The organism is Burkholderia sp. E168m22 (genome assembly GCF_001319805.1).
Classification (GTDB): domain Bacteria; phylum Pseudomonadota; class Gammaproteobacteria; order Burkholderiales; family Burkholderiaceae; genus Burkholderia; species Burkholderia orbicola.
Genome location: NZ_BBSK01000038.1, coordinates 19,843 through 41,781, shown reverse-complemented (window position 1 = coordinate 41,781; position 21,939 = coordinate 19,843). Strand labels below are relative to the sequence as shown.

General features: G+C 67.7%; 20 protein-coding genes. 8 read left to right on the top strand and 12 right to left on the bottom strand.

What is annotated here, in order from left to right:
• Positions 1-36: 36 nt before the first annotated feature.
• The 4 genes from AP428_RS10840 to AP428_RS10825 all read left to right on the top strand — a co-directional run bounded on the left by AP428_RS10840 (position 37) and on the right by AP428_RS10825 (position 4,177).
• A complete protein-coding gene (locus tag AP428_RS10840) occupies positions 37-741 on the top strand; it encodes a TerC family protein (protein WP_011546122.1) in 705 nt (234 codons plus the stop codon).
• Between the two features lie 96 nt (positions 742-837).
• Positions 838-1,434 (top strand): pilin, encoded by a 597-nt coding sequence (locus tag AP428_RS10835; protein ID WP_011546121.1) that lies wholly within the window; start codon positions 838-840, stop codon positions 1,432-1,434.
• 155 nt (positions 1,435-1,589) lie between these two features.
• Positions 1,590-3,368, top strand: a complete 1,779-nt coding sequence (locus AP428_RS10830; protein ID WP_011546120.1) for a Wzy polymerase domain-containing protein — start codon at positions 1,590-1,592, stop codon at positions 3,366-3,368.
• A gap of 458 nt (positions 3,369-3,826) precedes the next feature.
• Positions 3,827-4,177, top strand: coding sequence for a TonB family protein (locus tag AP428_RS10825; protein ID WP_041489244.1), 351 nt, complete (start codon positions 3,827-3,829; stop codon positions 4,175-4,177).
• A gap of 103 nt (positions 4,178-4,280) precedes the next feature.
• Here the strand turns inward: AP428_RS10825 and AP428_RS10820 are convergent, their stop codons facing one another.
• The 6 genes from AP428_RS10820 to moaC all read right to left on the bottom strand — a co-directional run bounded on the left by AP428_RS10820 (position 4,281) and on the right by moaC (position 12,485).
• Entirely contained in the window at positions 4,281-5,480 is a 1,200-nt protein-coding gene (locus AP428_RS10820) for a hypothetical protein (RefSeq protein WP_011546118.1), read from the bottom strand.
• Entirely contained in the window at positions 5,473-6,822 is a 1,350-nt protein-coding gene (locus tag AP428_RS10815; protein WP_011694389.1) for a glycosyhydrolase, read from the bottom strand. Before AP428_RS10815 ends, AP428_RS10820 begins: the two co-directional genes overlap by 8 nt.
• 189 nt (positions 6,823-7,011) lie before the next feature.
• Positions 7,012-8,178: a hypothetical protein gene (locus AP428_RS10810; RefSeq protein ID WP_011546116.1), complete on the bottom strand. Its 1,167-nt coding sequence runs from the start codon at positions 8,176-8,178 to the stop codon at positions 7,012-7,014.
• A 79-nt stretch (positions 8,179-8,257) separates the two neighbouring features.
• Positions 8,258-9,202 (bottom strand): hypothetical protein, encoded by a 945-nt coding sequence (locus AP428_RS10805; RefSeq protein WP_011546115.1) that lies wholly within the window; start codon positions 9,200-9,202, stop codon positions 8,258-8,260.
• Positions 9,195-11,882 carry a type VI secretion system Vgr family protein gene (locus AP428_RS10800; protein WP_011694388.1) on the bottom strand — a complete coding sequence of 896 codons (2,688 nt, stop codon included), beginning with the start codon at positions 11,880-11,882 and terminating at the stop codon, positions 9,195-9,197. The genes AP428_RS10805 and AP428_RS10800 overlap by 8 nt, the downstream gene beginning before the upstream one ends.
• A 114-nt stretch (positions 11,883-11,996) precedes the next feature.
• Entirely contained in the window at positions 11,997-12,485 is a 489-nt protein-coding gene (moaC, locus tag AP428_RS10795) for a cyclic pyranopterin monophosphate synthase MoaC (RefSeq protein WP_011546113.1), read from the bottom strand.
• A 269-nt stretch (positions 12,486-12,754) separates the two neighbouring features.
• On the opposite strand from moaC, the gene AP428_RS10790 reads away from it, so the two are divergent.
• On the top strand, positions 12,755-14,449 hold the full coding sequence (locus tag AP428_RS10790) for a M48 family metalloprotease (RefSeq protein ID WP_054928044.1): 1,695 nt from the start codon (positions 12,755-12,757) through the stop codon (positions 14,447-14,449).
• A gap of 39 nt (positions 14,450-14,488) precedes the next feature.
• Here AP428_RS10790 and AP428_RS10785 read toward each other — a convergent pair whose 3' ends face one another.
• The 6 genes from AP428_RS10785 to AP428_RS10760 form a co-directional block, all read right to left on the bottom strand.
• Entirely contained in the window at positions 14,489-15,076 is a 588-nt protein-coding gene (locus tag AP428_RS10785; protein WP_011546111.1) for a DUF2946 family protein, read from the bottom strand.
• Positions 15,069-16,106, bottom strand: coding sequence for a YheT family hydrolase (locus AP428_RS10780; protein ID WP_011546110.1), 1,038 nt, complete (start codon positions 16,104-16,106; stop codon positions 15,069-15,071). Before AP428_RS10780 ends, AP428_RS10785 begins: the two co-directional genes overlap by 8 nt.
• 33 nt (positions 16,107-16,139) lie before the next feature.
• Complete coding sequence (locus AP428_RS10775; protein WP_006477934.1) at positions 16,140-16,586, bottom strand: nuclear transport factor 2 family protein; 447 nt, start codon at positions 16,584-16,586, stop codon at positions 16,140-16,142.
• Between the two features lie 115 nt (positions 16,587-16,701).
• The gene (gene waaF / locus AP428_RS10770; RefSeq protein ID WP_006477936.1) at positions 16,702-17,739 is read right to left on the bottom strand and encodes a lipopolysaccharide heptosyltransferase II; all 1,038 of its coding nucleotides are present in this window, start codon (positions 17,737-17,739) and stop codon (positions 16,702-16,704) included.
• Positions 17,740-17,879: 140 nt separating this feature from the next.
• Entirely contained in the window at positions 17,880-18,074 is a 195-nt protein-coding gene (locus tag AP428_RS10765; RefSeq protein WP_006482499.1) for a zinc-finger domain-containing protein, read from the bottom strand.
• A 49-nt stretch (positions 18,075-18,123) separates the two neighbouring features.
• Positions 18,124-19,047: a branched-chain amino acid transaminase gene (locus tag AP428_RS10760; protein ID WP_011546109.1), complete on the bottom strand. Its 924-nt coding sequence runs from the start codon at positions 19,045-19,047 to the stop codon at positions 18,124-18,126.
• Between the two features lie 205 nt (positions 19,048-19,252).
• Here AP428_RS10760 and AP428_RS10755 point away from each other — a divergent pair, with 205 nt between their 5' ends.
• The 3 genes from AP428_RS10755 to AP428_RS10745 all read left to right on the top strand — a co-directional run bounded on the left by AP428_RS10755 (position 19,253) and on the right by AP428_RS10745 (position 21,805).
• Positions 19,253-20,008 (top strand): AzlC family ABC transporter permease, encoded by a 756-nt coding sequence (locus AP428_RS10755; RefSeq protein ID WP_012329152.1) that lies wholly within the window; start codon positions 19,253-19,255, stop codon positions 20,006-20,008.
• The gene (locus AP428_RS10750) at positions 20,005-20,328 is read left to right on the top strand and encodes an AzlD domain-containing protein (RefSeq protein WP_006477942.1); all 324 of its coding nucleotides are present in this window, start codon (positions 20,005-20,007) and stop codon (positions 20,326-20,328) included. The genes AP428_RS10755 and AP428_RS10750 overlap by 4 nt, the downstream gene beginning before the upstream one ends.
• Before the next feature lie 280 nt (positions 20,329-20,608).
• Entirely contained in the window at positions 20,609-21,805 is a 1,197-nt protein-coding gene (locus tag AP428_RS10745) for a phosphoglycerate kinase (protein WP_011694387.1), read from the top strand.
• Positions 21,806-21,939: the final 134 nt, after the last annotated feature.

Here is a 21,939-nt window from a genome sequence, read left to right as displayed (position 1 = left end):
CGCCCGCGAGGCGGCCGTTGTCCTTTCCTCTCCGCTATGCTCGAATTCCTGACCTCGCTGCACTGGGGCGCCATTCTCCAGATTGTCATCATTGATATCCTGCTCGGCGGCGACAACGCGGTCGTGATCGCGCTTGCGTGCCGCAACCTGCCGGCGAACCAGCGGCTGCGCGGCGTCGTCTGGGGCACTGCGGGGGCGATCCTGCTGCGTGTCGCGCTGATCACGTTCGCGGTCGCGCTGCTCGACGTGCCGTTCCTGAAGCTCGGCGGCGGCCTGCTGCTGCTGTGGATCGGCATCAAGCTGATGGCGCCGGCCGCCGACGCGCACGACAACATCAAGCCGGCCGACCGGCTGTGGGACGCCGTGAAGACGATCGTGATCGCCGACGCGGTCATGAGCCTCGACAACGTGATCGCGATCGCCGGCGCGGCCGAGCAGGCCGATCCGTCGCACCGGATCGCGCTCGTGATCTTCGGGCTCATCGTCAGCGTGCCGATCATCGTGTGGGGCAGCACGCTGGTGCTGAAGCTGCTCGACCGTTTCCCGGTCGTCGTGGCATTCGGCGCCGGGCTGCTCGGCTGGATCGCGGGCGGCTTGATCGTGAACGACCCGGTCGGCGACCGCTGGCCGGTGCTTGATGCGCCGGAAGTGGTCTACGGCGCGAGCATCGTCGGCGCGTTGTTCGTCGTCGCGATCGGTTATGCGCTCAGGAAACGCCGCAGCGTGCCGCACGCGCACTGACTGGCCATCCGGCTGACTGCCGGCTTCGCGGCCCGCTGGCTACGATCGAGACGCCTGCCTGTATCGGCAGGCGTTTTTCGTTTCCGGAGCCTGTTCATGTTCGAAGCCTTTTCCGTTTCCCTGTTCCGTCGCGTTGCCGCCGATCTGCGGCACGCGAACCGGCCGTCGTCGCGCTGGCGGCTGGCCGGCTTCACGCTGATCGAACTGATGATCGTGCTGGCGATCGTCGGGGTCGTCGCGGCCTATGCGATTCCCGCGTACCAGGATTACCTCGCGCGCTCGCGCGTCGGCGAGGGGCTGGCGCTCGCGTCGTCCGCGCGGCTCGCGGTCGCCGACAACGCCGCGAGCGGCGCGAGCCTCGACGGCGGCTACAGCCCGCCGGCCGGGACCCGCAACGTCGAATCGGTCGCGATCGACGGCGCCACCGGCCAGATCACGGTTTCCTTCACCACCCGCGTCGCCGCGGCCGGCACCAATACGCTGGTGCTCGTGCCGTCCGCGCCCGACAAGGCCGAGGCGCCCACCGCGCGCGTGCCGCTCAAAAAGGGCGCGATACAAGCGGGCGCGATCGCGTGGGAATGCTTCGCGGCCGGCAAGGACGCGTCGTCGCTGCCGGCGCCTGGAGCGGGGCCGTTGCCGGGTAACGCCGCGACGCTGCCCGCGAAATATGCGCCCGCGGAGTGCCGCGCATAAGGCTGGCGGAGAAGCAGGGCGGCGGCGCCTGCGGCCTGCCGGTCGCCGCTTCGGCCGGCGGGGCCGCAGCCCGGCGCCGGCTCCCGGAGCGACGGCCCCGCACAGAGCAGGGAAAGTTTTGTATAGTGCGCCGGTTGCTGACATCCGGTTCGCTCATGCCTTCTACTTTTTCCCGTTCGTTGTCGCTCGTTGCGCTGGCTGTCGCCCTGATCGTGCCGTACGCGATCACGAATCACACGTATCCGATCCCGACCTTCTATTCCGAGTTTTCCGCGCTGGTGCTGTATCTGCTGGTGGGCGTGTCCGTCGTGCTGCTCGCGCGCACCGGCCGTCCGGCCGAGCCGTTTGCCGCGCCGGCCGCGTTCGTCGTCCCGCTCGGTTTTGCGGCGGTGCTGATCGCGCAGGTCGCGCTGATCCCGCTCAAGGTGCCGTCGATGAACTGGCTGGCGGTCGGTTATCTCGCGGCCGCGCTGGTCGCGATGCAGGCTGGCTACGCGCTCGCGCGCGACGGGATGGCGGAAACCGTGTCGCGGATGATGGCCGGCGCGCTGCTCGTGGGCGGCGTGTTCGCGGTCGGTACCCAGATCGTGCAGCTGTTCCACCTCGAAGCGGCCGTCTCGCCGTTCGTCGTCGTGTACAACATCGCGGTCGACCGTCGTCCGTACGGCAACATGGCGCAGGCGAACCACCTGGCCAGCTACATCGCCTTCGCGCTCGCGGGCGCGCTGTATCTGGTCCAGACACGCCGGCTCGCGGTGTGGGCCTGGCTCGCGTTGTCGCTCGTACTGTCGGTCGGTCTCGCGCTGACGGTGTCGCGCGGGCCGTGGCTGCAGGTGGCGGTGATGGTCGTCGCGGGCTTCTGGATGGCGTGGGTCGAATCGCGCCGCACGCCGGGCAATGCGCGTGCGTGGCTGATACCGGTCGTGCTGGCGGTCGCGTTCATCGCGGTGAACGTCGCGGTGCGCTGGGCCAACGTGCACTATCACCTGAATCTCGCGGAGTCGGCCGCCGACCGGATGCGCGACGCCGGGCAGATCGCGCCGCGCCTCGCGCTGTGGAAGTACGGGCTCGCGATGTTCCGCGAGCATCCGCTGCTCGGCGTCGGCTGGGGCGAATTCCCGTCGCACCAGTTTGCGCTCGTGCGCACGCTCGGCGGCGTCGAGATCGCGAACAACTCGCACGACATCTTCATCGACCTGCTCGCGAAGTCCGGTCTCGTCGGGCTCGGCGTGCTCGCCGTCACGCTCGTCATGTGGTTCGTGCGCACGGTGCGGGCGCCGCAGTCGAGCATGCGCGTGTTCGGCTTCGCGCTGATCGGCATCCTGCTGATGCATGCGCTGGTCGAGTATCCGCAGCAATACATGTTCTTCCTGCTGCCGGCGATGTTCGTGATCGGGCTGCTCGAGGTGAAGCCGCTGCGCATCCTGCCGGGGCGTGCGGCATTCGGGCTGTTCGCGGTGCTGTCGTTCGGCGGCGTGCTGGCGGCGGTGCCCGTGCTGCGCGACTACCAGCGCGCGGAAGTGCTCTATTACGGCAGCAGCCCGGCCGCGCAGTATCGCGATGCGCCGTCGCTGCTGTTCGGCGCGTGGGGCGATTACGGTGCGGCGACGCTGCTGACCATTTCGCCGGACAACCTGCCGCTCAAGCTCGCCGCGCACGAGCGCGCGATCGCGCTGCTGCCCGGCGAGACGGTGCTGCGCCGCTATGCGGTGCTGCAGGCGCTGGCCGGCCGCGAAGCCGACGCGCTCGATACCGTCGCGCGCCTGCATGTGTTTGCGAAGGAGTTGAAGGACTGGCCGCAACAGCTGGCCGCGTTGTACAAGCTGTGCGGCGATGAGCCGGCGCTGAAGACGTTCAGGGCGGCCGTCGTCGCGAAATACGGGGAAGCGCCGGCCGACGAGGGCGACGACTCGGACGACGACGATTCGGATTGACGCGTGTCGTGCGCGCCGGAACGGGGAATTCCGGCGTTTGTCTGGCCGTGATGAAAGCGGGCTGACGTCGTCGGCGCAACATGGCCCGGCGCATCACGCGCTGAGCCGATCGGCTATCGATTACGTCGCGGATCGCTTGGATTCGGGTCGAAGGGGCGGCGATTCGCGTCAACCATTGTCAAATCGCCGCCTGCTGACCGGGCGGCGCGGGCACAATGCGCGAAAGGGCTCGCGTGCGCGTCGGCGTGGGGCGCAGGCGGTGCCAATACGGCACACTTCCCGGTTATCCGGGGATTGCGCCGAGCAGGATCGCGGCCGGGCATCGCTCGGCCGTGCGGCCGTAACGGGGCGCCGGTCCGATGGCCGCGGCGCAGTGCGACACACGCGATGCGGGCGGGGGAAGGCCTCGGCTGCGCGGCGCGTGTGCCCAGAACAGTGCTGAAGAACGATATTCGACCATGGCCATTCGCTCGACCTACCTGACCCTGCCCGCCGTCGCGATGCTGTTTTCCGGCTGCGCGATGCTGTCGTCGTCGCAGGAAAGCAAGCTGACCTGCCACATTCCGCGTGCCGTCTATCCGGATACCGCGAAGCCGCTCACGCGCCCGGCGACCGTGCTCGTGCGCGCGCTGATGACGACGTCCGGCGAAGCGCAGAACGTCACCGTGACGACGAGCAGCCGCAACGCGGCGGCCGATCGCGCGGCCGTCGAAGCGATGACGCACGCGAGCTGCGTGCAGACCGGCGCGACGGCGAATCCCTTCTTGCTCACGCAACCGTTCGTGTTCGAGCCGCGGCGCGCCGAATGACGCACGGTCGGTGCGGGCGATCGCGCCGTGCCGCCACGCCCCAGTCACTTGTCGTTGTCGGCTGTCCGGCGCGATTTCACCGCTGCGCCACGCGGCTGACGGCTCAGTGCCGCGGCATCAGATCCGCGCCGCGACACGCGGGCTCGGACGCGTTGCGCAGCCCGAGCATCGTGAAGCCGTTGCGCTCCTGGCGGATCAGCGCGTAGCGCCGCGCGACCGTTTCTCCACCCTTGCCCGTCAGATCCAGTTCGACCTGGAAGCGATCCTTGCTGTCGGAACAGCCGCGTACCGGGCCGTATGCGAAGCCGATATCGGGCGCCTTGCTTTCCGCGTTGAACGTCTGCCGGGCTTTCAGCGCGGTCCCGGCGGCCTCGGGTTCGCTCCATTCGCGCGCGAGCACGTCGTCCACCTTCAGCCACTCGTCGACGAAATCGCGGCCGTTGGCGGCGGCCGGCTGCACGCGTTGCACGGTGTCGCCGTCGACGCGATAGCGGAAGATACCTGGCCGCGTCATCACGTCGCCGTCGAGCGAGCCGACCGTCGTGCGCAGCTCGAAGCCGTCGGCGCGCACCTTGAAGCGGATCGAATCGTCGTCGATCACGTAGCCGTGCGCGGTGTGGAACAGCGTGCGTTGCGCGGCCGACCCGTTGGCCGGCGCGATCACGTCCGCGCCGAACCGGCTCCAGCGCGACGAGCACCACGGTGTGCCGTGGACGACCGCCACCTGTCCGCCCGGCAACGCGCCGAACCAGAAGCCGCCGCCGTATGCGCCGCCGATGTCCTTGTATTCGTCGGCTTGCCAGCGCAGCACGCGCTGCCACCGACCGTTTTCCCACGCGTACGCGGTGAGCAGGTTGTCGTCGCCGCATGCGATGTCGAAGCCGGCGCGTACGAACAGCAGCGGGCGCGACGTGCCGTCGCGCGTGACGTCGACGTCCGGGTTGCGGCCGAACGCCGATTCGCCGGTTTTCGGCTGTGCCGGCTGCGCGGGGACGCCGAGCGTTGCCGCGAGCGTGCGTTTCAGTGCGACCGCTTCGACATGTTCATCGCTGCATACGAGGCGCGCGTCGATCGCGCCGACGAGCGCTTGCTTGTAGGCGCGAAGCGCGTCGCGCAAAGGCGGCGAAACCTCGACGGTGCCGGCGCCGTCGCTTTCCGGGTTGGGCGCGCGTTGCACGCGGTGTTGCGCGTCGAGCGCGGCGCGTGCAGCGGTGTCGGCGGCGGGGCAGGGGCTGGCGGCGAAGGCGGCGGGCGATGTGGCAACGCATAGCGCGAGTGCGGCGCGACGCGGTGATTTATTCATCGAATTGAGTCTTCCGTCGTAGCAACGGGATTCGGTCTTGTAAGGCACGGTTATTTCGGACCGGGAACGACAGTTTCCTCAGTCTTTCATCGAGCAACGAGTACAGCGTGTTCGTATCCTGATTGAAATACCGATTGTGATAGACGATCCCGTCGACATTCTGCTTCCAGGTCTTGCCTGCGTCAGTGCTGCTGATCATCAGGGGGATCGGTGGATCATCGATTGCGTGCCCGGGGTCGGTCGCATAGACGAGCAACAGGCCATCGCGGCCCACGTCGAGGCCGCTCAGGATGAGCTTCCTGTCAAACGTCGTCACTTGCCGGACTCGCTCCGGGCGCGTGTTCGCCCACGTCGAAAGCACACCGGTCCGGCGTGCGCGATCCGGTGCAGTATCGTCGCCACTCTCATGGTCGAGGAGAGACAGCGTGTAAAGCGCGTAGCCGCCAGCCGTGGCAGGCGCAGACACGAGTCGAGTGACGGTCTGGTTAGGCAGGACGGTATCGAGAGCGAACGCCCGCTGATTTGGCGCGAGTCGGTATACGACGCTGCGGGCAGGGGCCGTAGCCGACCGGTCGACAGGGTAAGCCACTCGCAGGGTGCCGTCGGGGCCAAGATTTACTCCTGCGAAGCTGCGCCCGGGAGCACCGCCGACGGCTGCATCCGGTGGTAGTGCGATCCGCTGCCAGGACACGCCGCCGTCGGATGTTCGCCGGACCGCCGGGCCCCGACCGATCGCATAACCGCTCCGCGCGTCGATGAAGAGCAACTGATCGATATCCTCGTGCTCGGGCCAGTCGAGCTGCGACCAGTGCCGGCCGCCGTCGAGCGATTTCCAGACACGGGTTTGCTGCGAGACGAGGCCGTCTGCCGGATGTGGCGCCGTGTAGCTGGTCCGGCCGACGCCGATGACCTGGACCTGACCGTCCCGCGAATGCCACCACGCCGTGTGTTGGCCCGGCGCTTGCAAGAAGCGCTGCAGTCCCTGATCGAGGGTGCCACGGAAGAAATTTACGGTCCGCCGATTGAGGGTTTCTGCTGCGTTGTTCATCCACGCTTCGGTGGGTTCGGCGACCATTGGATTCTTCCACTCGCCGGGAGGCTTCAGCATCACCACAGGGTCGGCGACCGTGAGCGACATGATTTCGTTGCCGACGACGTAGAAATCACCGACGCCAGCCAGTGGGACGGGCCACGTCACCTTCGACGAAACGGTTTCCCATCGAGAGCCGGTATTTTCGACCAGCAGTATCAATGCGATGCTGCCGATCGCGATGGCGGCCAGCCGCTTTAGGCGGGAGTGGTTGCGCATCGGGTTGGCTGAAGTCAATGGAGAAGAGGGCATGAGGCCGATCGTGCCGGGGGCGTCGTCCGATTCTGCGGACTCGGCCCACGGCAAATGCGTCTGGCAGCGATCAGAATTGCCGTTTCCGAAGTGTGTAGGCGAACACCGGATGGAGCGTATCGGTGCTTGCCGTCCTGATCCGGTTTTCGCGACGATGCGCCAATTCCTCGGCGACCGTCATGCGCGCGATCAGAAAGTCCGCTTCTTCAGCGTATAAGCGTGCAGCCAGTACAGCGTGTTGGTCTGCGCGTCGAAGTAGCCGCCTTGTGCAACCTTGTCGGCTGTTTGATCCCACGACTTGCCGGCGTCGGTACTGGTGAACGTCAGGTCGATCGGGGCACCGCCGCGACTGCCGGAGTTCGGGTCGGTCGCGTAGACGAGCAGGAGGCCGTTACGACCGACGCTCAGGCTGTCGAGCCGGAGCGTCTCGTCGAACGTGCGCAGTTGGTGCACGGACTCGGGATGGTCGTTCGTCCACGTGGAAATCGCGCCCGCCCGGCGGCTGTTGTCGCGACTCTCGCCGCTTTGCGGCTTGTCGAGACGTGACAGCGCGTACAGCGAATAGTGTGCTGCCGGTCCCGGCGTGGTATCGAGCGCGGTGACGACCTGGCCCGGCAGTTCGGTCTCCGTCACGAATGCGTGCCGCTCCCAGTCGAGCCGGTCGATCACACTGTGCGACGGCGCCTCTGCAGTCCGAGCGGCGGAGTAGGCGACGCGCAGTACACCGTCAGGGCCGAGACTCACCGCATTGAAATTCTTGCGCGTCTCGTCGGCGACGCGTGCATCGGTCGGCACGTCGATCGTCTGCCACGTGTTACCGCCGTCCGCGGTCCGCCACACTCTCGGCCCCCAGCCGATCGCGTAGCCGCGCTGTGGATCGACGAAGAGCAACCGGCCAATGTTCTGGTTTTCGGGCCATTGCAGTTGAGACCACGTTTGGCCGCCGTCGAGCGACTTCCACAGCTTCGTGGTTTGCGGTGCATCGCCGCCGCGTGCCTCCGGGGCCTTGTAGTCCATCCATGAGGTGCTGAGGAACTGAACCGACCAGTCCGGGGAGTACCACCACGCGGCGTTCTGGCCGACCTGCTGGAACTGGCGTTTCATCCCGCCGTCGATGGTTCCGCGGAAGAAGCTGATCGTCATGCGGTTCAGCAACTCGCCCGTGTCGTTCATCCATGCTTCGGTCGGCTCGGGCCGCTGCGGTTCCGTCGATTCAGCCGTGGGCTTGAACGTCACCACGGGATTGGCCAGCTTGACGCTCATCACGTCGTTGCCCTTGATGCGGAAGTTGCCGCCGCCATACGGCGTGTCGTTCCGCATGAAGTTTGTCGAAATTGTTTCCCAACCCGTCGCCATATTTACGTACCCGTATGTTGCAATGGCCAGGACAACAAGACCCCCGGCGATCCATTTCCAGCGTTTGAGTTTTGGCATGTCACTTATTTAGCAAACGATCCAGCGCCCGGCTGACTTCGTCGGACGTGTCCGAACCCCACTCGCGTGCTTTTTTAGCCGCGTCCGAGCCCCATTCACGGACCTGATCGACCGCGTCCGAGCTCCAGTCGTGCGCCTTTTGTTTGGCGACGGGGATACCCGCGTCCCACGCTTGCTTGAGCGTCCGTCCATCGCCCCATTCCTGAAGATTTGGCCGCATGCCGATCTTGGTCAGATCCGAGACCGGTAGACCGGCCAGCCCTCCGTCCAGATAAGCCAACGGATGCGTGACGAACGCGAAGGTCTTGAACGTCTCTCCGTTGTTTTCGAGCTCCAGTTCGTATCGTTTCACTTGCATCGAAAGCTCACCGTTGCCCGGCTTCGCACTGCTGAATGCGATCTGGTCCCCCTGCATGTTTTGCTGCAGCCCAATTTCGATGTAGCGCTGCAGCCACCACCGGGCGGTTTCCAGCCATTTCTTTCCTTTTGCCGTGAGAGTGGGATACAGATTCTGGCCGTAGTCCGAACAATAGTAATAGCCGTAGCTCACGTAGTAATCGGGCGGTTTGTGGCCGCAACCGATATGGCGCATCATGAAATTGCCGTGGCGCGACCAGTCGGAATCCGTGCTCTTCAGTTTGATCAACTCTTCCCGCCGATGCAGCAGACGGCGCGCGACTTCCTTGTCTTTCCACGGGTCCCACGAGGTCGCGAATTTCTTCACGGTTTCCCATGCGCTCGATTTGCTGACTTTTTCGACCGTCTCCCAGTACTCGCCGTGCAGCGGCTGGTAGTAGAACGGACACGTGCCGACGATCGAATCCGCAGCCGGCGTCACATGCTTGTCGCAGATGTTGATCTGCACCTTCGGCCGATCCTGGTATCCCGTCGGGGTCAGCATCCCCGCACCGGTCCCGAGCACCTTGTCCTGTTGTCCGTCAGCCATTCGATTTCCCTAGAAACTTGACCACGACGTCGTGCGGCACGTGGCTCTGCGTGAGCCCGGTTTCGCCTGCCGCGTTGGTGACGCCTTCCGAGAGCAGCTTGCCGTTCGAGAACATCTGGTACCGCGTGTTCGCGACCGGAATGTCGGTGCCGGCCCAGTGCGCGATGAATGCCTGGTCGTAGTTGCCGTTGGAGTTCGGCAGCGTCGGCATCGTTTGCGACAGGTGGGTGGGGCCGCTGAACGCATGCTGCGCGCCCTTGATGTCGATCTTGCCGGGCGCGTGCACCTCGATGTTGCCGTCCGCGATGCGGATATAGGCGCCGCCGGACGTCAGCAGGATCTCCTTCGCCGCGGCGCCTTCGATCGATTGCGTGACGGCGATCAGCTTCAGCGCCTTCTGCGCGGTCAGCTCGATGTTGTCCGCCTGCGCCTGCACTTCGACCTTGCCCTTGCCGGCGAACAGCTTCATCCCCGCGTTCTGCGCGAACAGGCTGATCCGGTCGAGGACACTGGCGATCAGCGATTTCCCGGCGGCGACGTGCGTGCTTTGCCCGCTGACGAGGTTGATGTGCTGGTCCGCGGAAAATTGCGCGGACTGCTGCGTGGACATCCCGATGCCGGCCGGGCTGCCGAACAGCATCACGGGCTCCTTGAACGCGTTGGCGTTGCCGGTTCCGCCGCCGGCGGTCCGGCCGCCCGACGCGTTGCCGCTCACGCTGTTCTGCGTCGCGTCGCTGAACTGCTTCAGCGCCGTGTGGCCGGGGTCGAGCGACTCGCCCTGATGCTGCGCGCTGACCTGCGACATGGCGTCGATCAGCCCTTGCGCGCGCACGAGCTGCTCCCGGGTCTCGTCGACGTCGAGCGGCTGGCTGGCCGCCTGCTTGGGATGCGTCGTGACGTACAGCCCGCGGTTCGCGCGCACGGCGCCGTAGGCGTCCGAGCGCAGGTCGAAGCCACTGCCGAGATAGCTGCCGCGGTTGTTGCCCGTGTGGTCGATCAGGTAGCCGAGATGCAGATGTGCGTTGGTCTGGCTGCTGTACAGGTGCACGCGGTTCTGCGCGGTCGCGTCGTCGAGCACCAGCTGGTTGTAGCCGGCGCCCGCGTATTCCTTGGAGCGGTACCCGGACAGGATGCCGTTGCTGTGCCATTGCGGGCTCGTCGCGCCGTTGTAGACCTTGCCGACGATGATCGGACGATCGCAGTCGCCGCCGAGGAAGTCGACCAGCACTTCCTCGCCGCTGCGGTGCGGGTGGACGGCACCGTAGCCATTGCCCGAATCGGACGCCGTGGCACGCAGCCAGCACGACGCCTTTTCGTCGCCGTCGTTCAAGCGGTCCCAGTGAAAGCGGACCTTGACGCGGTTGAGCTCGTCCGTATGGACTTCTTCGCCTTGCGGCGCGACGACGGTCGCCGATTGCAGGTGCATCGGCGGCTTCGCGTGCTCGAACGGGCTGCGGAACGGCACCGTCGTGCGCTGCGCCTCGATGCGGATCTGAAAGAAGCCCTCGCTGCCGTCGGGATGACGCACGCGCGACCGGTCCGTATCGGTGGCCTGCATGATGCTGCCGATCTCGGCCTGCAGGCTGTGCGGGAAAACGGCCGGCTCGTCGGCCACGGGCAGGTTGTTGACGATGACCCACGCCGTCTCGATCACGGCGAATTCGCGCTGGCCGGCATCGTCCTTGTCGTGTTCGGGGTGTTCCGCGAACTCGAACACGCGTCCGGCGTCCATGCGCCGCACACCGCCGACACCGTGAAAGCGCTTCGCGTGCGATTCCTGCTCTTCCATCCAGATCTTCGACAGATGGTCGCCGCGTGACTGCTCGGGATACGTGTAGGCACCCGTGTATTCGTAGACTTCGAGCTGCTGCGGCAGATCGCCCTGGTTCGCGATCGTCGGCGTATGGGTGGCCTTCGGATTCGACGCGGTGGGCGGCTGCTTGTAGTCGAACGTGCGCGTGGTGCGTGCGACGCTGCGCAGCGTGCGTGTACCGCTGAACTGGACGAGCGTGTCGGCTTCGTCGCCCGTGCCCGCGTGATGAAAGCGCACGGTTCGCGGCGACAGCGCGGGCAACGCGTCGATGCGATCGACGATGACGAGCCGGTGCGACTTGCCGTCGCTGTCCTGTTCCCAGAAACCGTACAGGCCTTCCGATTCCATTAGGCGATGGACGAAATTCCAGTCGTCCTCGTATTGCATGCAGAACGAGCGCGGCGGCAGCGGCTGGTAGAGCTTGAACGTGAAGCGGCCCTTGGCCTGCGGATGCTGGTTCAGCACGTCGGCGATGATGTCGTCCGCCGACCGGTCCTGCCAGATGCGCTGATCGCGGCGGAACTTCAGGAAGTGCAGGAACGACGCAAAGACGATCTGATGGTGCGTGACGCCGCTGTCCGACCCGAGCCGGCGGGCCGCATGCACGTAGCCGTGGTGCGGCGCGTACGATTGGTCGGCCTGCTGGATCCACAGCGTCACCGGCTGCGCGATCAGTTTCTTGAGTTCGAGGTCGTCGGATACCGACACGGTATCGACGGTGAACTCGAAATGGCGTCCGAGGCGCGATCGTCCCGTGACGCGCTGCGGCAACAGGACGTCGGGGCCGAGCGGGGTATCCAGTTTGATCAGGCGCTCATGCTGAACCGGTCCGGCCAGCAACGCGCTTCTTAACGCTTGCGAATTCATCACCAGTGCTCGCTTTTGTTGTGCTGGTTCGCACGCTCTCTCGTGCGGAATCCGGTAATTGTATGAGATAAAACGGTTTTATCTCGAATTGGCGGGCCGGTGGTGCCCGGGTATTCACCCCGCCGCGTCTTCCGCCTTCCAGTCCCCCGACTTCCCGCCGCGCTTCTCCCGTACGCTCACGTCGGTGATCACCATCCCGCGATCGACCGCCTTGCACATGTCGTAGACGGTCAGCAGCCCGACCTGGACGGCCGTCAGCGCTTCCATCTCGACGCCGGTCCGCCCGAACGTCTCGACCTGCACGACGCAATGCACGCCCGGCAGCGCGTCGTCGAGTTCGAACTCGACGGCCACGCGCGTGAGCGCGAGCGGGTGGCACAGCGGAATCAGGTCGGCCGTGCGTTTGGCGCCCTGGATCGCCGCGATGCGCGCGACGCCGAGCACGTCGCCTTTCTTGGCCTTGCCGTCGCGGATCAGCGCGAACGTGGCCGGCAGCATCCGGATCGTGCCCCGCGCGATCGCGATGCGCCGGGTTTCCTGCTTGTCGCCGACGTCGACCATATGGGCGTGGCCGGCGGCATCGAAATGGGTGAGTCCTGACATGTCTTCCTCTAGTGGAACGGAGTGCGCGCGCACGTCCCTCGATCCTGCCGCGCGACCGGCCGGGCACCGCATCCCGTACCGGCGCGACGAACCGATCCAACCTCGCAACGGGCGCTTATCATAGCAGCGGCGTTCGCGTTGCCGGAGGCGCAGATGACGCTCGCGCGGCACGGGACAGTCGTCGCGGCGCCGGTACAATGACCCGAATATTCAGACCAAACGCCGCGATGCGCGCCGCGCGCGCGGGACGGCGTCGTTTTCATCCTGCCATGCGTGTCAAACAGTTGCTTGCCGTGTCGCTGTCGGCGGCGCTCGCGCTGCCGCCGGGCGGTCATGCGCAGAGCGCATCCGCGCCGCCGCTCGAGCCGGCGGCAGGCGGCCCGACGTCGATTTCCACCGTGCCGTCCGGCATCGCGACCGGCGTATTCGGCACGTACGGCGGCGCGGAAAGCCGGTTCTCGGGCGCGGCCGGTGCGTCGGCGCCGGTCGCGAGCCTGCGCGCGCCGCTGCGGGCGCTGGAGCTGCCCGATCTCGGCGACGGCTCCGGCGGTTCGCTGACGCCGCGCGCCGAGCGCCGGCTCGGCGAGCGCGTGATGCGCGAGGTGCGGCGCGATCCCGACTATCTCGACGACTGGCTGGTGCGGGACTACCTGAACGCGATGGCGGCGCGGCTCGCGGCCGCGGCGGCGGCGCGCTACATCGGCGGCTACACGCCCGACTTCGACCTGTTCCCGGTGCGCGATCCGCAGATCAACGCGTTCTCGATGCCGGGCGGGTTCATCGGGATCAACAGCGGGCTGGTGGTCACGACGCAGACGGAGTCGGAGCTGGCTTCGGTGGTCGGCCACGAGATGGGCCACGTGCTGCAGCGGCACATCGCGCGGATGATCGGTGCGAGCGAGAAGACCGGCTACACGGCGCTCGCGACGATGCTGCTCGGCGTGCTGGCCGGCGTGCTCGCGCGCAGCGGCGATCTCGGCAGCGCGATCGCGATGGGCGGACAGGCGTATGCGGTCGACAACCAGCTGCGCTTCTCGCGGTCGGCCGAGCGCGAGGCCGACCGCGTCGGCTTCCAGCTGCTCGCGGGGGCCGGCTACGACCCGTACGGAATGCCCGGCTTCTTCGAGCGGCTCGACCGCGCGTCGATGGGCGATGCGGGCGTGCCGGCCTATGCGCGCACGCACCCGCTGACCGGGGAGCGGATTGCCGACATGGAGGATCGCGCGCGCCGCGCGCCGTACCGGCAGCCGCGCCAGTCGGCCGAGTACGGGTTCGTGCGGGCACGGCTGCGCGTCCTGCAGAACCGGGCGCCGACCGACATCGCGGCCGAGGCGCGCCGGATGCAGCTCGAGCTCGACGATCACACGGCGCCGAACGTCGCGGCGAACTGGTACGGCATCGCGCTCGCGAATACGCTGCTCGGCCAGTACGACGCGGCCGACAACGCGCTCGCGTCGGCCCGCGCTGCATTCGATGCGCGCGAGCGCCGCGAGGACGACCCGGCGACCAGCTCGCCGAGTCTCGACGTGCTGGCCGCCGACATTGCCCGCCGCGCGGGCCGGACCGACGACGCGGTGCGGCTCTCGGCGCTCGCGCAGCGGCGCTGGCCGGCGTCGCACGCGGCGATCGTCGCGCACCTGCAGGCGCTGATCGCCGCGCGCCGCTTCGCCGAAGCGCAAACCCTCGCACGGGCGCAGGCGAAGGCCGACCCCGAACAGCCGGACTGGTGGGATTACCTCGCGAAGTCGAGCGACGGCAAGGGCGACGTGCTCGCGCGGCGCCGGGCGCTGGCGGAGAAGCTGGCGCTCGATGGAGCGTGGCCGTCGGCGATCCGGCAACTGAAAGAGGCGCGCGACGCGAAGGACGTGTCGTTCTACGAGCAGTCGATCATCGGCGCGCGGCTGCTGGAATTCGAGGCGCGCTACAAGGAAGAGCGCGACGACGAGAAGAACGGCCGCGGGTAGCGGCCGGCGCGCGGCGAACGCAGCCGGCGCCGCGGCGGGTCAGTGGCCGCTGTCGGCCGCGTCGCGTGCGTGGCGCGCCGGGCTGGCGACGTAGCCGAACCGGCCCGGCACGTCGGCGCACGCGATACTGCCGAGCGGCAGCGTGCGGCCGTCGCGCCAGCGCAGCACCGGCGGCTCCGCGTCGAAATCCGCGTGATCGGCGAACAGCCCGAGGTCGTGATCGTGCAGCGCCGCGATGCGCGCAGGCGTGCCGGCCTCGCGAAACAGCACGCCGCCGCCGTCGTCGAGCCAGGCCGCATCCGGTTCGAACGGGGCGCCGGTCTGGTCGGTGAGCGCAAGCTGCCCGTCGCGCTCGGCGAGCCGCACGACCCACGGCGTATAGGCGAGCTCGACGTACACGCGCTGCGGCCCGTTCTGGAAGAACCACCGACCTTGCGCGTCGCAGGCGTAGTTGCGGCCGATGAATGCGTTCAGCGCCTCATGCCGGATCGGCGAGCCGAGCTCGCCGGCCGCCTGCGCGGCGTCGTCGCGCAGCCGCCATGTGCCGCGCCGGTCGAGCAGCAGCCAGCCGGTGCAATCCGGCACGTTCGGCCATTTGGCGAGCGCCTGCCTGACGATGTCATCCATGGTCGACGAATTTCGAGCAATAGCCGAACACCCGCGCCGACAGCCAGTCGAGGCGGCCGGGGAACGGCCCGGTCATGAAGCCCGCGTGGCCGCCGTGCGCGGGCTGGTCGAGCTCGACGGCCGGCGACACGTCGGCCGGGCCCGGCAGCGCCGACTCGGGCAGGAACGGGTCGTTGCGGGCGTTGAGGATCAGCGTGGGTACGTCGATCGCGCGCAGCAGCGGCCGCGTGGTTGCCTTCGTCCAGTAGTCGTCGGCGTTCGCGAAACCGTGCAGCGGCGCGGTCACGACCTCGTCGAAGTCGCGCATCGTCACGGCCCGCAGCATCGCGTCGCGGTCGAACAGCCCCGGGTACTGTTCGAGTTTCGCGAGCCCCTTGCGCTTGAGCGTCTTCAGGAAGCTGCGCGTGTAGACCATCGCGAACCCCTGCGACAGCGCGCGGCCGCCCGCGTGCACGTCGATCGGCGTGGAGATCGCGGCGGCGGCGCGCACGATCGACGTGTCGCTGCGATGCTCGCCGAGCCAGCGCAGCAGCACGTTGCCGCCGAGCGATACGCCGGCCACGACCAGCGGCCCGCGATGCTGTGCGGCGAGCCGGCGCAGGATCCAGTCGACCTCGGCGCTGTCGGCGAGATGGTAGAAGCGCGGCTGGCGGTTGATCTCGCCGCTGCAACTGCGGAAGTGCGGCACGACGGCGTGCCACCCGTTCGCGCGCGCGGTGGCCATCATCGCGAGCGCGTAGTGCGAGCCGGAGCTGCCTTCGAGGCCGTGGAACAGCACGAACAGCGGCGCGTCGGGCGCCGGCGCCGCGCTGTCGAGGTGCGCGACCCAGTCGAGGTCGATGAAGTCGTGGTCGGGCGTTTCCCATCGCTCTCGCCGATAACCGACGACCGGCCGCCGCGCGAACAGCGCGGGCACGATGGTTTGCACATGGCTGTTGGGCAGCCAGCGCGGTGCGCGATAGCGCAATGAATCGTCGTCGGGGGCCGGGGGCCCGGTCAGCGGCGAGGTGGGCGGAGAAGCCGTACTCATGATCGCCCCGCTAATGCGTTGCTTCGTTCTTCGTCAGTGCAGCGGACCCTGCCCGTGACGGATCTTCGCGGCGAATTGTCCGGCCGCTTGTTCAGGAATCGGGCTCGCGTGGATGTGCGCGATGCGCCATTCGCCGCGTTCGTGGATCATCACGTACGTCGCGAAAACCATGTCGGGTTCGGCCGTCAGGTCGGCCTGCTGATGCGCTTCGGCGATCGTATAGACGACCGTGCCGAGGCTGTCGTACACGCGGATGTCGAGCGGCTCGATCGTGACCGGGCGCGTCGCGAGCCGGTTGGCGAGCCCGCCGCGGATCTGGTCGAGGCCGTGCAGATGCTCGCCGTCCGCCCATACGCAGCTGGCGAAATCCTCGTCGATCCACAACGCCAGCAGCGCGTCGAGATTGGCATCCGCGACGGCCTGGTAGTAGGCGTTCAGCGTATCGGCAGCGGCTTCGAAGAGGCGGGCAAAACGTGGCATCGGGGTGGTCTCTCGCGCGCATCGCGCGCCGTATTCAGCACGGCGGCCCGGATCGAGCCGCCGCACACCGGTGAATCGGATTGCCCGGCGCGCCGTGCGACGCTGCCGGTCAGGGTCAGCGCTGCCCGACGAGCATGCCGCGCAAATCGCCGAATACCTGCTCCGGACCGAGTTCGCGCAGGCACTTCAGGTGGCCGAGCGGGCACTCGCGTTCGAAGCAGGGACTGCATTCGAGATGCAGCCATTGTACCTTCGCCAGGTCCGACAGCGGAGGGGTGTGGCGCGGATCGGTCGATCCGTACAACGCGACGAGCGGCCGGCGCAACGCGGCGGCGACGTGCATCAGCCCCGAATCGTTGGTGACGACCGCGTTCGCGCGCGCGATCAGCGCGCATGCCTCGGACAACGACGTCTGTCCGCACAGGTTGCGCACGTTCGGCGCGTGGTCGGCGATCGCCTGAGCGGCCGCGGCATCCTTCTGCGAGCCGAGCGCGACGATCTGCGTATACGGGAACGACTGGTGGACGATGGTCGCGAGCGTCGCGAAGTGCTCGGGCGGCCAGCGCTTGGCCGGGCCGTATTCGGCGCCGGGGCAGAACACGACGAGCGGCTTGCGCGTATCGAGATTGAAACGTGCGGACACGCGGGCCGTCTCGTTCAGGTCGGCGTCCAGGCGCGGGGCGGGCAGCGTCTTCATCGACTCGGGCAGCTTCGCGCCCGGCGCGTACGCAAGCGCCGCGTAGTGAGTCGTCATCGGCGGCCGCTCGCCCGACTTGTCGGGGTTCGCGTGCCGCACGTTCAACAGCCCGTAGCGGTGCTCGCCCGTGTAGCCGATCCGCAGCGGGATGTTCGCGAGCCACGGGATCACCGCGGATTTCAGCGAGTTCGGCAGCACGTACGCCGCGTCGTAGCCGACGTCGCGCAGGTCGCTCGCGAGCTGCCAGCGGCGCAGCAGCTGCAGCTTGCCGTGCGCGAGATCGGTCGCGTAGACATCGTGGATCTCGGGCATCCGCTCGAGCACGGGCGCGACCCACGAGGGTGCGACGGCATCGATCGCGATGCGGGGATGGAGTTTCTTCAGCAGCGCAAAAAGCGGCTGCGCCATCAATGCGTCACCGATCCAGTTCGGTGCGATAACCAGCGCTCGACGCATCAGGTCGACTTCCGATGTCGTAATGAAGCACGGCGCTCGGGCGCCGCGTTCGGGTTGCCAGAATGGAGACGGGCGGCGCGCCGGACTCCCGGCTGCGCCGCCTTGCGGGACGGTGGGCCTTCAGGCCCGGCCGCCGGGGCTCAGTGGCCCTTGACGACCTCGCCGTCGCGCAGCTTGTAGCGCGTGCCGCAGTACGGGCAGCGCGCCTCGCCGTGCGACACGTCGATGAAGACGCGCGGGTGGGCATTCCAGCGCGTCATGGCCGGGTTCGGGCAATAGGCGGGAAGATCCTTGGCCGTCAGCTCGACGAGCGGCATTTCCTTGATTTCACTCATGAGACTTTCTCTTATCACTCTTGTGTGGGGCGGTCGGGGCGCGGCGCGCTCAGACCTTCGTCAGCCAGTGCGCGTACTTCGCGTTCTTGCCCGACACGATATCGAAAAACGCCGACTGGAGCTTTTCCGTGACGGGGCCGCGCGCGCCGCTGCCGATCGTGCGGTTGTCGAGTTCGCGGATCGGCGTGACTTCGGCGGCCGTGCCGGTGAAGAACGCTTCATCGGCCGTGTAGACCTCGTCGCGCGTGATGCGCTTCTCGATGACCTCGATGCCGGCGTCCTTCGCGAGCGTGATGACCGTGTCGCGCGTGATGCCGTCGAGGCACGACGACAGGTCGGGCGTGTACAGCTTGCCGTTGTTCACGAGGAAGAAGTTCTCGCCGGAGCCTTCCGACACGTAGCCGTCGACGTCGAGCAGCAGCGCCTCGTCGTAGCCGTCGGCCGTCGCTTCCTGGTTCGCCAGGATCGAGTTCACGTACCAGCCCGACGCCTTCGCGCGCACCATCGACACGTTCACGTGGTGGCGCGTGAACGACGACGTCTTCACGCGGATGCCCTTCGCGAGGCCGTCCTCGCCGAGGTACGCGCCCCACGGCCATGCGGCGATCGCGACGTGGATCGTGTTGCCCTTCGCGGCCACGCCGAGCTTTTCCGAGCCGACCCAGATGATCGGGCGCAGGTAGCACGACTCGAGCCGGTTCTCGCGCACGACCGCGAGTTGCGCGGCTTCGAGCGTTTCGCGGTCGAACGGCACGTCCATCTGGAAGATCTTCGCGGAGTTCAGCAGACGTTTGGTGTGCTCGCGCAGACGGAAGATCGCGGTGCCGCCGTCGGCCGTCTTGTACGCGCGCACGCCCTCGAAGACGCCCATGCCGTAATGCAGCGTGTGGGTCAGGACGTGGATCTTGGCGTCGCGCCAGTCGATCAGCTTGCCGTCCATCCAGATCTTGCCGTCGCGGTCGGCCATTGACATACGATTCTCCTGGAAGCGGTGGTGTGCTGCGGGTTGTGCAGCGTTGAGCCGGAAAGACGCTTATTTTAGCGTCATTTGGGGGCGATCCGGTCGGCCGGCGCGGGGCCGGCGCTATAATCGTCCGGTACCGATTCCAATAACGATGGGTCGCACCGGCAGGAGGCGCCGGCGTCCCGACGAACCGCCCGCTGCGGCCCGCTTTCCGATGCTCGCTCGATTGTCCGCCACCGACCGCTTCGCGCTGATCCAGGGCGCACGCGACTATTCCCCGACACTGATGGCGATCCTGTCCTGGGGGCTCGTCACCGGCATCGCGATGAGCAAGTCCGTGATGACGCTCGGGCAGGCGAGCGCGATGTCGCTGTTCGTCTACGCGGGCTCGTCGCAGCTCGCGGTGCTGCCGCTCCTCGCGGCGAAGCTGCCGATCTGGACCGTGCTGCTCACGGCCGCGATGGTCAACATGCGCTTCGTGATCTTCAGCGCCGGGCTGGCGCCCCATTTTTCCTACCTGCCGCTGTGGCGGCGCCTCGCGATCGGCTATTTCAACGGCGACGTGATCTACCTGCTGTTCCAGAAACAGGGCTTCGCGTACGGCCGCGTGCCGGGCAAGGAAGCGTATTTCTGGGGGATGGCGCTCGCGAGCTGGGCGTCGTGGCAGGTGTCCTCGCTCGCCGGCATCCTGCTCGCGAGCGTCTTTCCGGCGAGCTGGGGGCTGGAGCTGGCCGGCACGCTCGCGCTGATCCCGATCATGGTGTCGGCGGTCGCGAACCGCTCGACGCTCGCGGCCGTCGCGGTCGCCGGGATCGTGTCGCTCGTCGCGTTCGACCTGCCGTACCGGCTCGCGCTGCCGATCGCGGTGCTCGCCGCGCTCGCGGCCGGCTGCACAGCCGATTTCTTCGTCGAGCGGGCCGACTGGCGGCGCATCCGTACCGAAACCGTGCACGAAAAGGACATGGAATGAGCGCGACCGAGATCTGGATCGTCATCGTCGGGATGACGATCGTCACGGCCGTCACGCGCGCGCTGTTCCTGATCGGCGGCGAGCGCACGGTCTTGCCCGAACGCGCGCAGCGCGCGCTGCGCTACGCGCCGGCCGCCGCGCTGGTCGCCGTCGTGCTGCCCGACGTGCTCGAAACGCCGGCCGGGCTGTCGTTCGCGCTGTCCAACCATCCGTTCTACGCGGCGCTCGCCGGCCTCGGCTGGTTTTTGTGGCGGCGCAGCATGCTCGGCACGATCGTCGTCGGCATGCTCGTGTTCACCGCGCTCCGCCTGATCTTCTGATGGGCCGCCGTTCCGGCCTGGCCGGCGCCGCCCGGTTGCGCGCGCGTATTGCTGCACTGCCGCAATGCGTCCGTGCCGGCGCGCGATCCCAAATAGGCGGAATTCGCCGCCGCACGGGTCAGTCTGCCGGGTGGATCGGCTAGAATGCCCGTTCGAGATTTTTTACCCGTGCGCGTCATGCGAACCGCCAGCCACGGCCGCATCCGGCGCCCTTTCGCGGCAGCCCGCGCACGTCCAGCGTGAACCCCCTTTCCCCATCCACTACTTCAATCTGTTCAACATGAGCCAAGTCAAGCGTCTTACCGACCTGATCGCCGCCGGCCAGCTCGCCGGCAAGCGGGTGTTCATCCGCGCCGACCTGAACGTCCCGCAGGACGATCACGGCAACATCACCGAGGACACCCGCGTGCGCGCGTCCGTGCCGGCCATCCAGGCCGCGCTCGACGCCGGCGCGGCCGTGATGGTCACGTCGCACCTCGGCCGTCCGACCGAAGGCGAATTCAAGCCGGAAGACTCGCTCGCGCCGGTCGCCAAGCGTCTCGCCGAACTGCTCGGCCGCGACGTGCCGCTGGTGTCGAACTGGGTCGAGAACGGCGTGAACGTCGCGCCGGGCCAGGTCGTGCTGCTCGAGAACTGCCGCGTGAACAAGGGCGAGAAGAAGAATTCGGATGAGCTCGCGCAGAAGATGGCGAAGCTCTGCGACGTGTACGTGAACGACGCGTTCGGCACCGCGCACCGCGCGGAAGCGACCACCCACGGGATCGCGAAATACGCGCCCATCGCGTGCGCGGGCCCGCTGCTGGCGGCCGAACTCGACGCGCTCGGCAAGGCGCTCGGCAACCCGGCCCGCCCGCTGGTGGCGATCGTCGCCGGCTCGAAGGTGTCGACCAAGCTGACCATCCTGAAGTCGCTGGCCGGCAAGGTCGACCAGCTGATCGTCGGCGGCGGCATCGCGAACACGTTCATGCTCGCGGCGGGCCTGTCGATCGGCAAGTCGCTCGCGGAAGCCGATCTCGTCGCCGAGGCGAAGGCGATCATCGACGAAGCGCGCGAGCGCGGCGCGTCGGTGCCGATCCCGACCGATGTCGTCACCGCCAAGGAATTCTCGCCGACGGCCGCGGCCACGGTGAAGCAGGTCGCCGACATCGAAGCGGACGACATGATCCTCGACATCGGCCCCGATACGGCCAAGGCACTCGCGAGCCAGCTCGAGAAGGCCGGCACGATCGTGTGGAACGGCCCGGTCGGCGTGTTCGAGTTCGACCAGTTCGGCAACGGCACCAAGACGCTCGCCGAAGCGATCGCCAAATCGTCCGCGTTCTCGATCGCGGGCGGCGGCGACACGCTCGCGGCCATCGCGAAGTACGGCATCCACGACCAGGTCAGCTACATCTCGACGGGCGGCGGCGCCTTCCTCGAGTTCCTCGAGGGGAAGAAGCTGCCGGCGGTGGAAGTGCTCGAAACGCGGGCGGCCTGAGCGTGGCGGCGCGCGCAGGGGTGACGAAGGCCGCGCGCTCCGCGAAAGCGGAGCAGCCGGCCGGCGCGGGCAAGCGCAAACGCGCGCCCGCGCGGGCGAACACCGCCCCGCGCGCACCGGCGGCCGCCGGCGAC

Bases quoted from the DNA above. Each gene is read 5' to 3' on its own strand.
- AP428_RS10840 (WP_011546122.1), top strand. From the start codon at position 37: ATGCTCGAATTCCTGACCTCGCTGCACTGGGGCGCCATTCTCCAGATT.
- AP428_RS10835 (WP_011546121.1), top strand. From the start codon at position 838: ATGTTCGAAGCCTTTTCCGTTTCCCTGTTCCGTCGCGTTGCCGCCGAT.
- AP428_RS10830 (WP_011546120.1), top strand. From the start codon at position 1,590: ATGCCTTCTACTTTTTCCCGTTCGTTGTCGCTCGTTGCGCTGGCTGTC.
- AP428_RS10825 (WP_041489244.1), top strand. From the start codon at position 3,827: ATGGCCATTCGCTCGACCTACCTGACCCTGCCCGCCGTCGCGATGCTG.
- AP428_RS10820 (WP_011546118.1), bottom strand. From the start codon at position 5,480: ATGAATAAATCACCGCGTCGCGCCGCACTCGCGCTATGCGTTGCCACA.
- AP428_RS10815 (WP_011694389.1), bottom strand. From the start codon at position 6,822: ATGCCCTCTTCTCCATTGACTTCAGCCAACCCGATGCGCAACCACTCC.
- AP428_RS10810 (WP_011546116.1), bottom strand. From the start codon at position 8,178: ATGGCGACGGGTTGGGAAACAATTTCGACAAACTTCATGCGGAACGAC.
- AP428_RS10805 (WP_011546115.1), bottom strand. From the start codon at position 9,202: ATGGCTGACGGACAACAGGACAAGGTGCTCGGGACCGGTGCGGGGATG.
- AP428_RS10800 (WP_011694388.1), bottom strand. From the start codon at position 11,882: ATGAATTCGCAAGCGTTAAGAAGCGCGTTGCTGGCCGGACCGGTTCAG.
- moaC (WP_011546113.1), bottom strand. From the start codon at position 12,485: ATGTCAGGACTCACCCATTTCGATGCCGCCGGCCACGCCCATATGGTC.
- AP428_RS10790 (WP_054928044.1), top strand. From the start codon at position 12,755: ATGCGTGTCAAACAGTTGCTTGCCGTGTCGCTGTCGGCGGCGCTCGCG.
- AP428_RS10785 (WP_011546111.1), bottom strand. From the start codon at position 15,076: ATGGATGACATCGTCAGGCAGGCGCTCGCCAAATGGCCGAACGTGCCG.
- AP428_RS10780 (WP_011546110.1), bottom strand. From the start codon at position 16,106: ATGAGTACGGCTTCTCCGCCCACCTCGCCGCTGACCGGGCCCCCGGCC.
- AP428_RS10775 (WP_006477934.1), bottom strand. From the start codon at position 16,586: ATGCCACGTTTTGCCCGCCTCTTCGAAGCCGCTGCCGATACGCTGAAC.
- waaF (WP_006477936.1), bottom strand. From the start codon at position 17,739: ATGCGTCGAGCGCTGGTTATCGCACCGAACTGGATCGGTGACGCATTG.
- AP428_RS10765 (WP_006482499.1), bottom strand. From the start codon at position 18,074: ATGAGTGAAATCAAGGAAATGCCGCTCGTCGAGCTGACGGCCAAGGAT.
- AP428_RS10760 (WP_011546109.1), bottom strand. From the start codon at position 19,047: ATGTCAATGGCCGACCGCGACGGCAAGATCTGGATGGACGGCAAGCTG.
- AP428_RS10755 (WP_012329152.1), top strand. From the start codon at position 19,253: ATGCTCGCTCGATTGTCCGCCACCGACCGCTTCGCGCTGATCCAGGGC.
- AP428_RS10750 (WP_006477942.1), top strand. From the start codon at position 20,005: ATGAGCGCGACCGAGATCTGGATCGTCATCGTCGGGATGACGATCGTC.
- AP428_RS10745 (WP_011694387.1), top strand. From the start codon at position 20,609: ATGAGCCAAGTCAAGCGTCTTACCGACCTGATCGCCGCCGGCCAGCTC.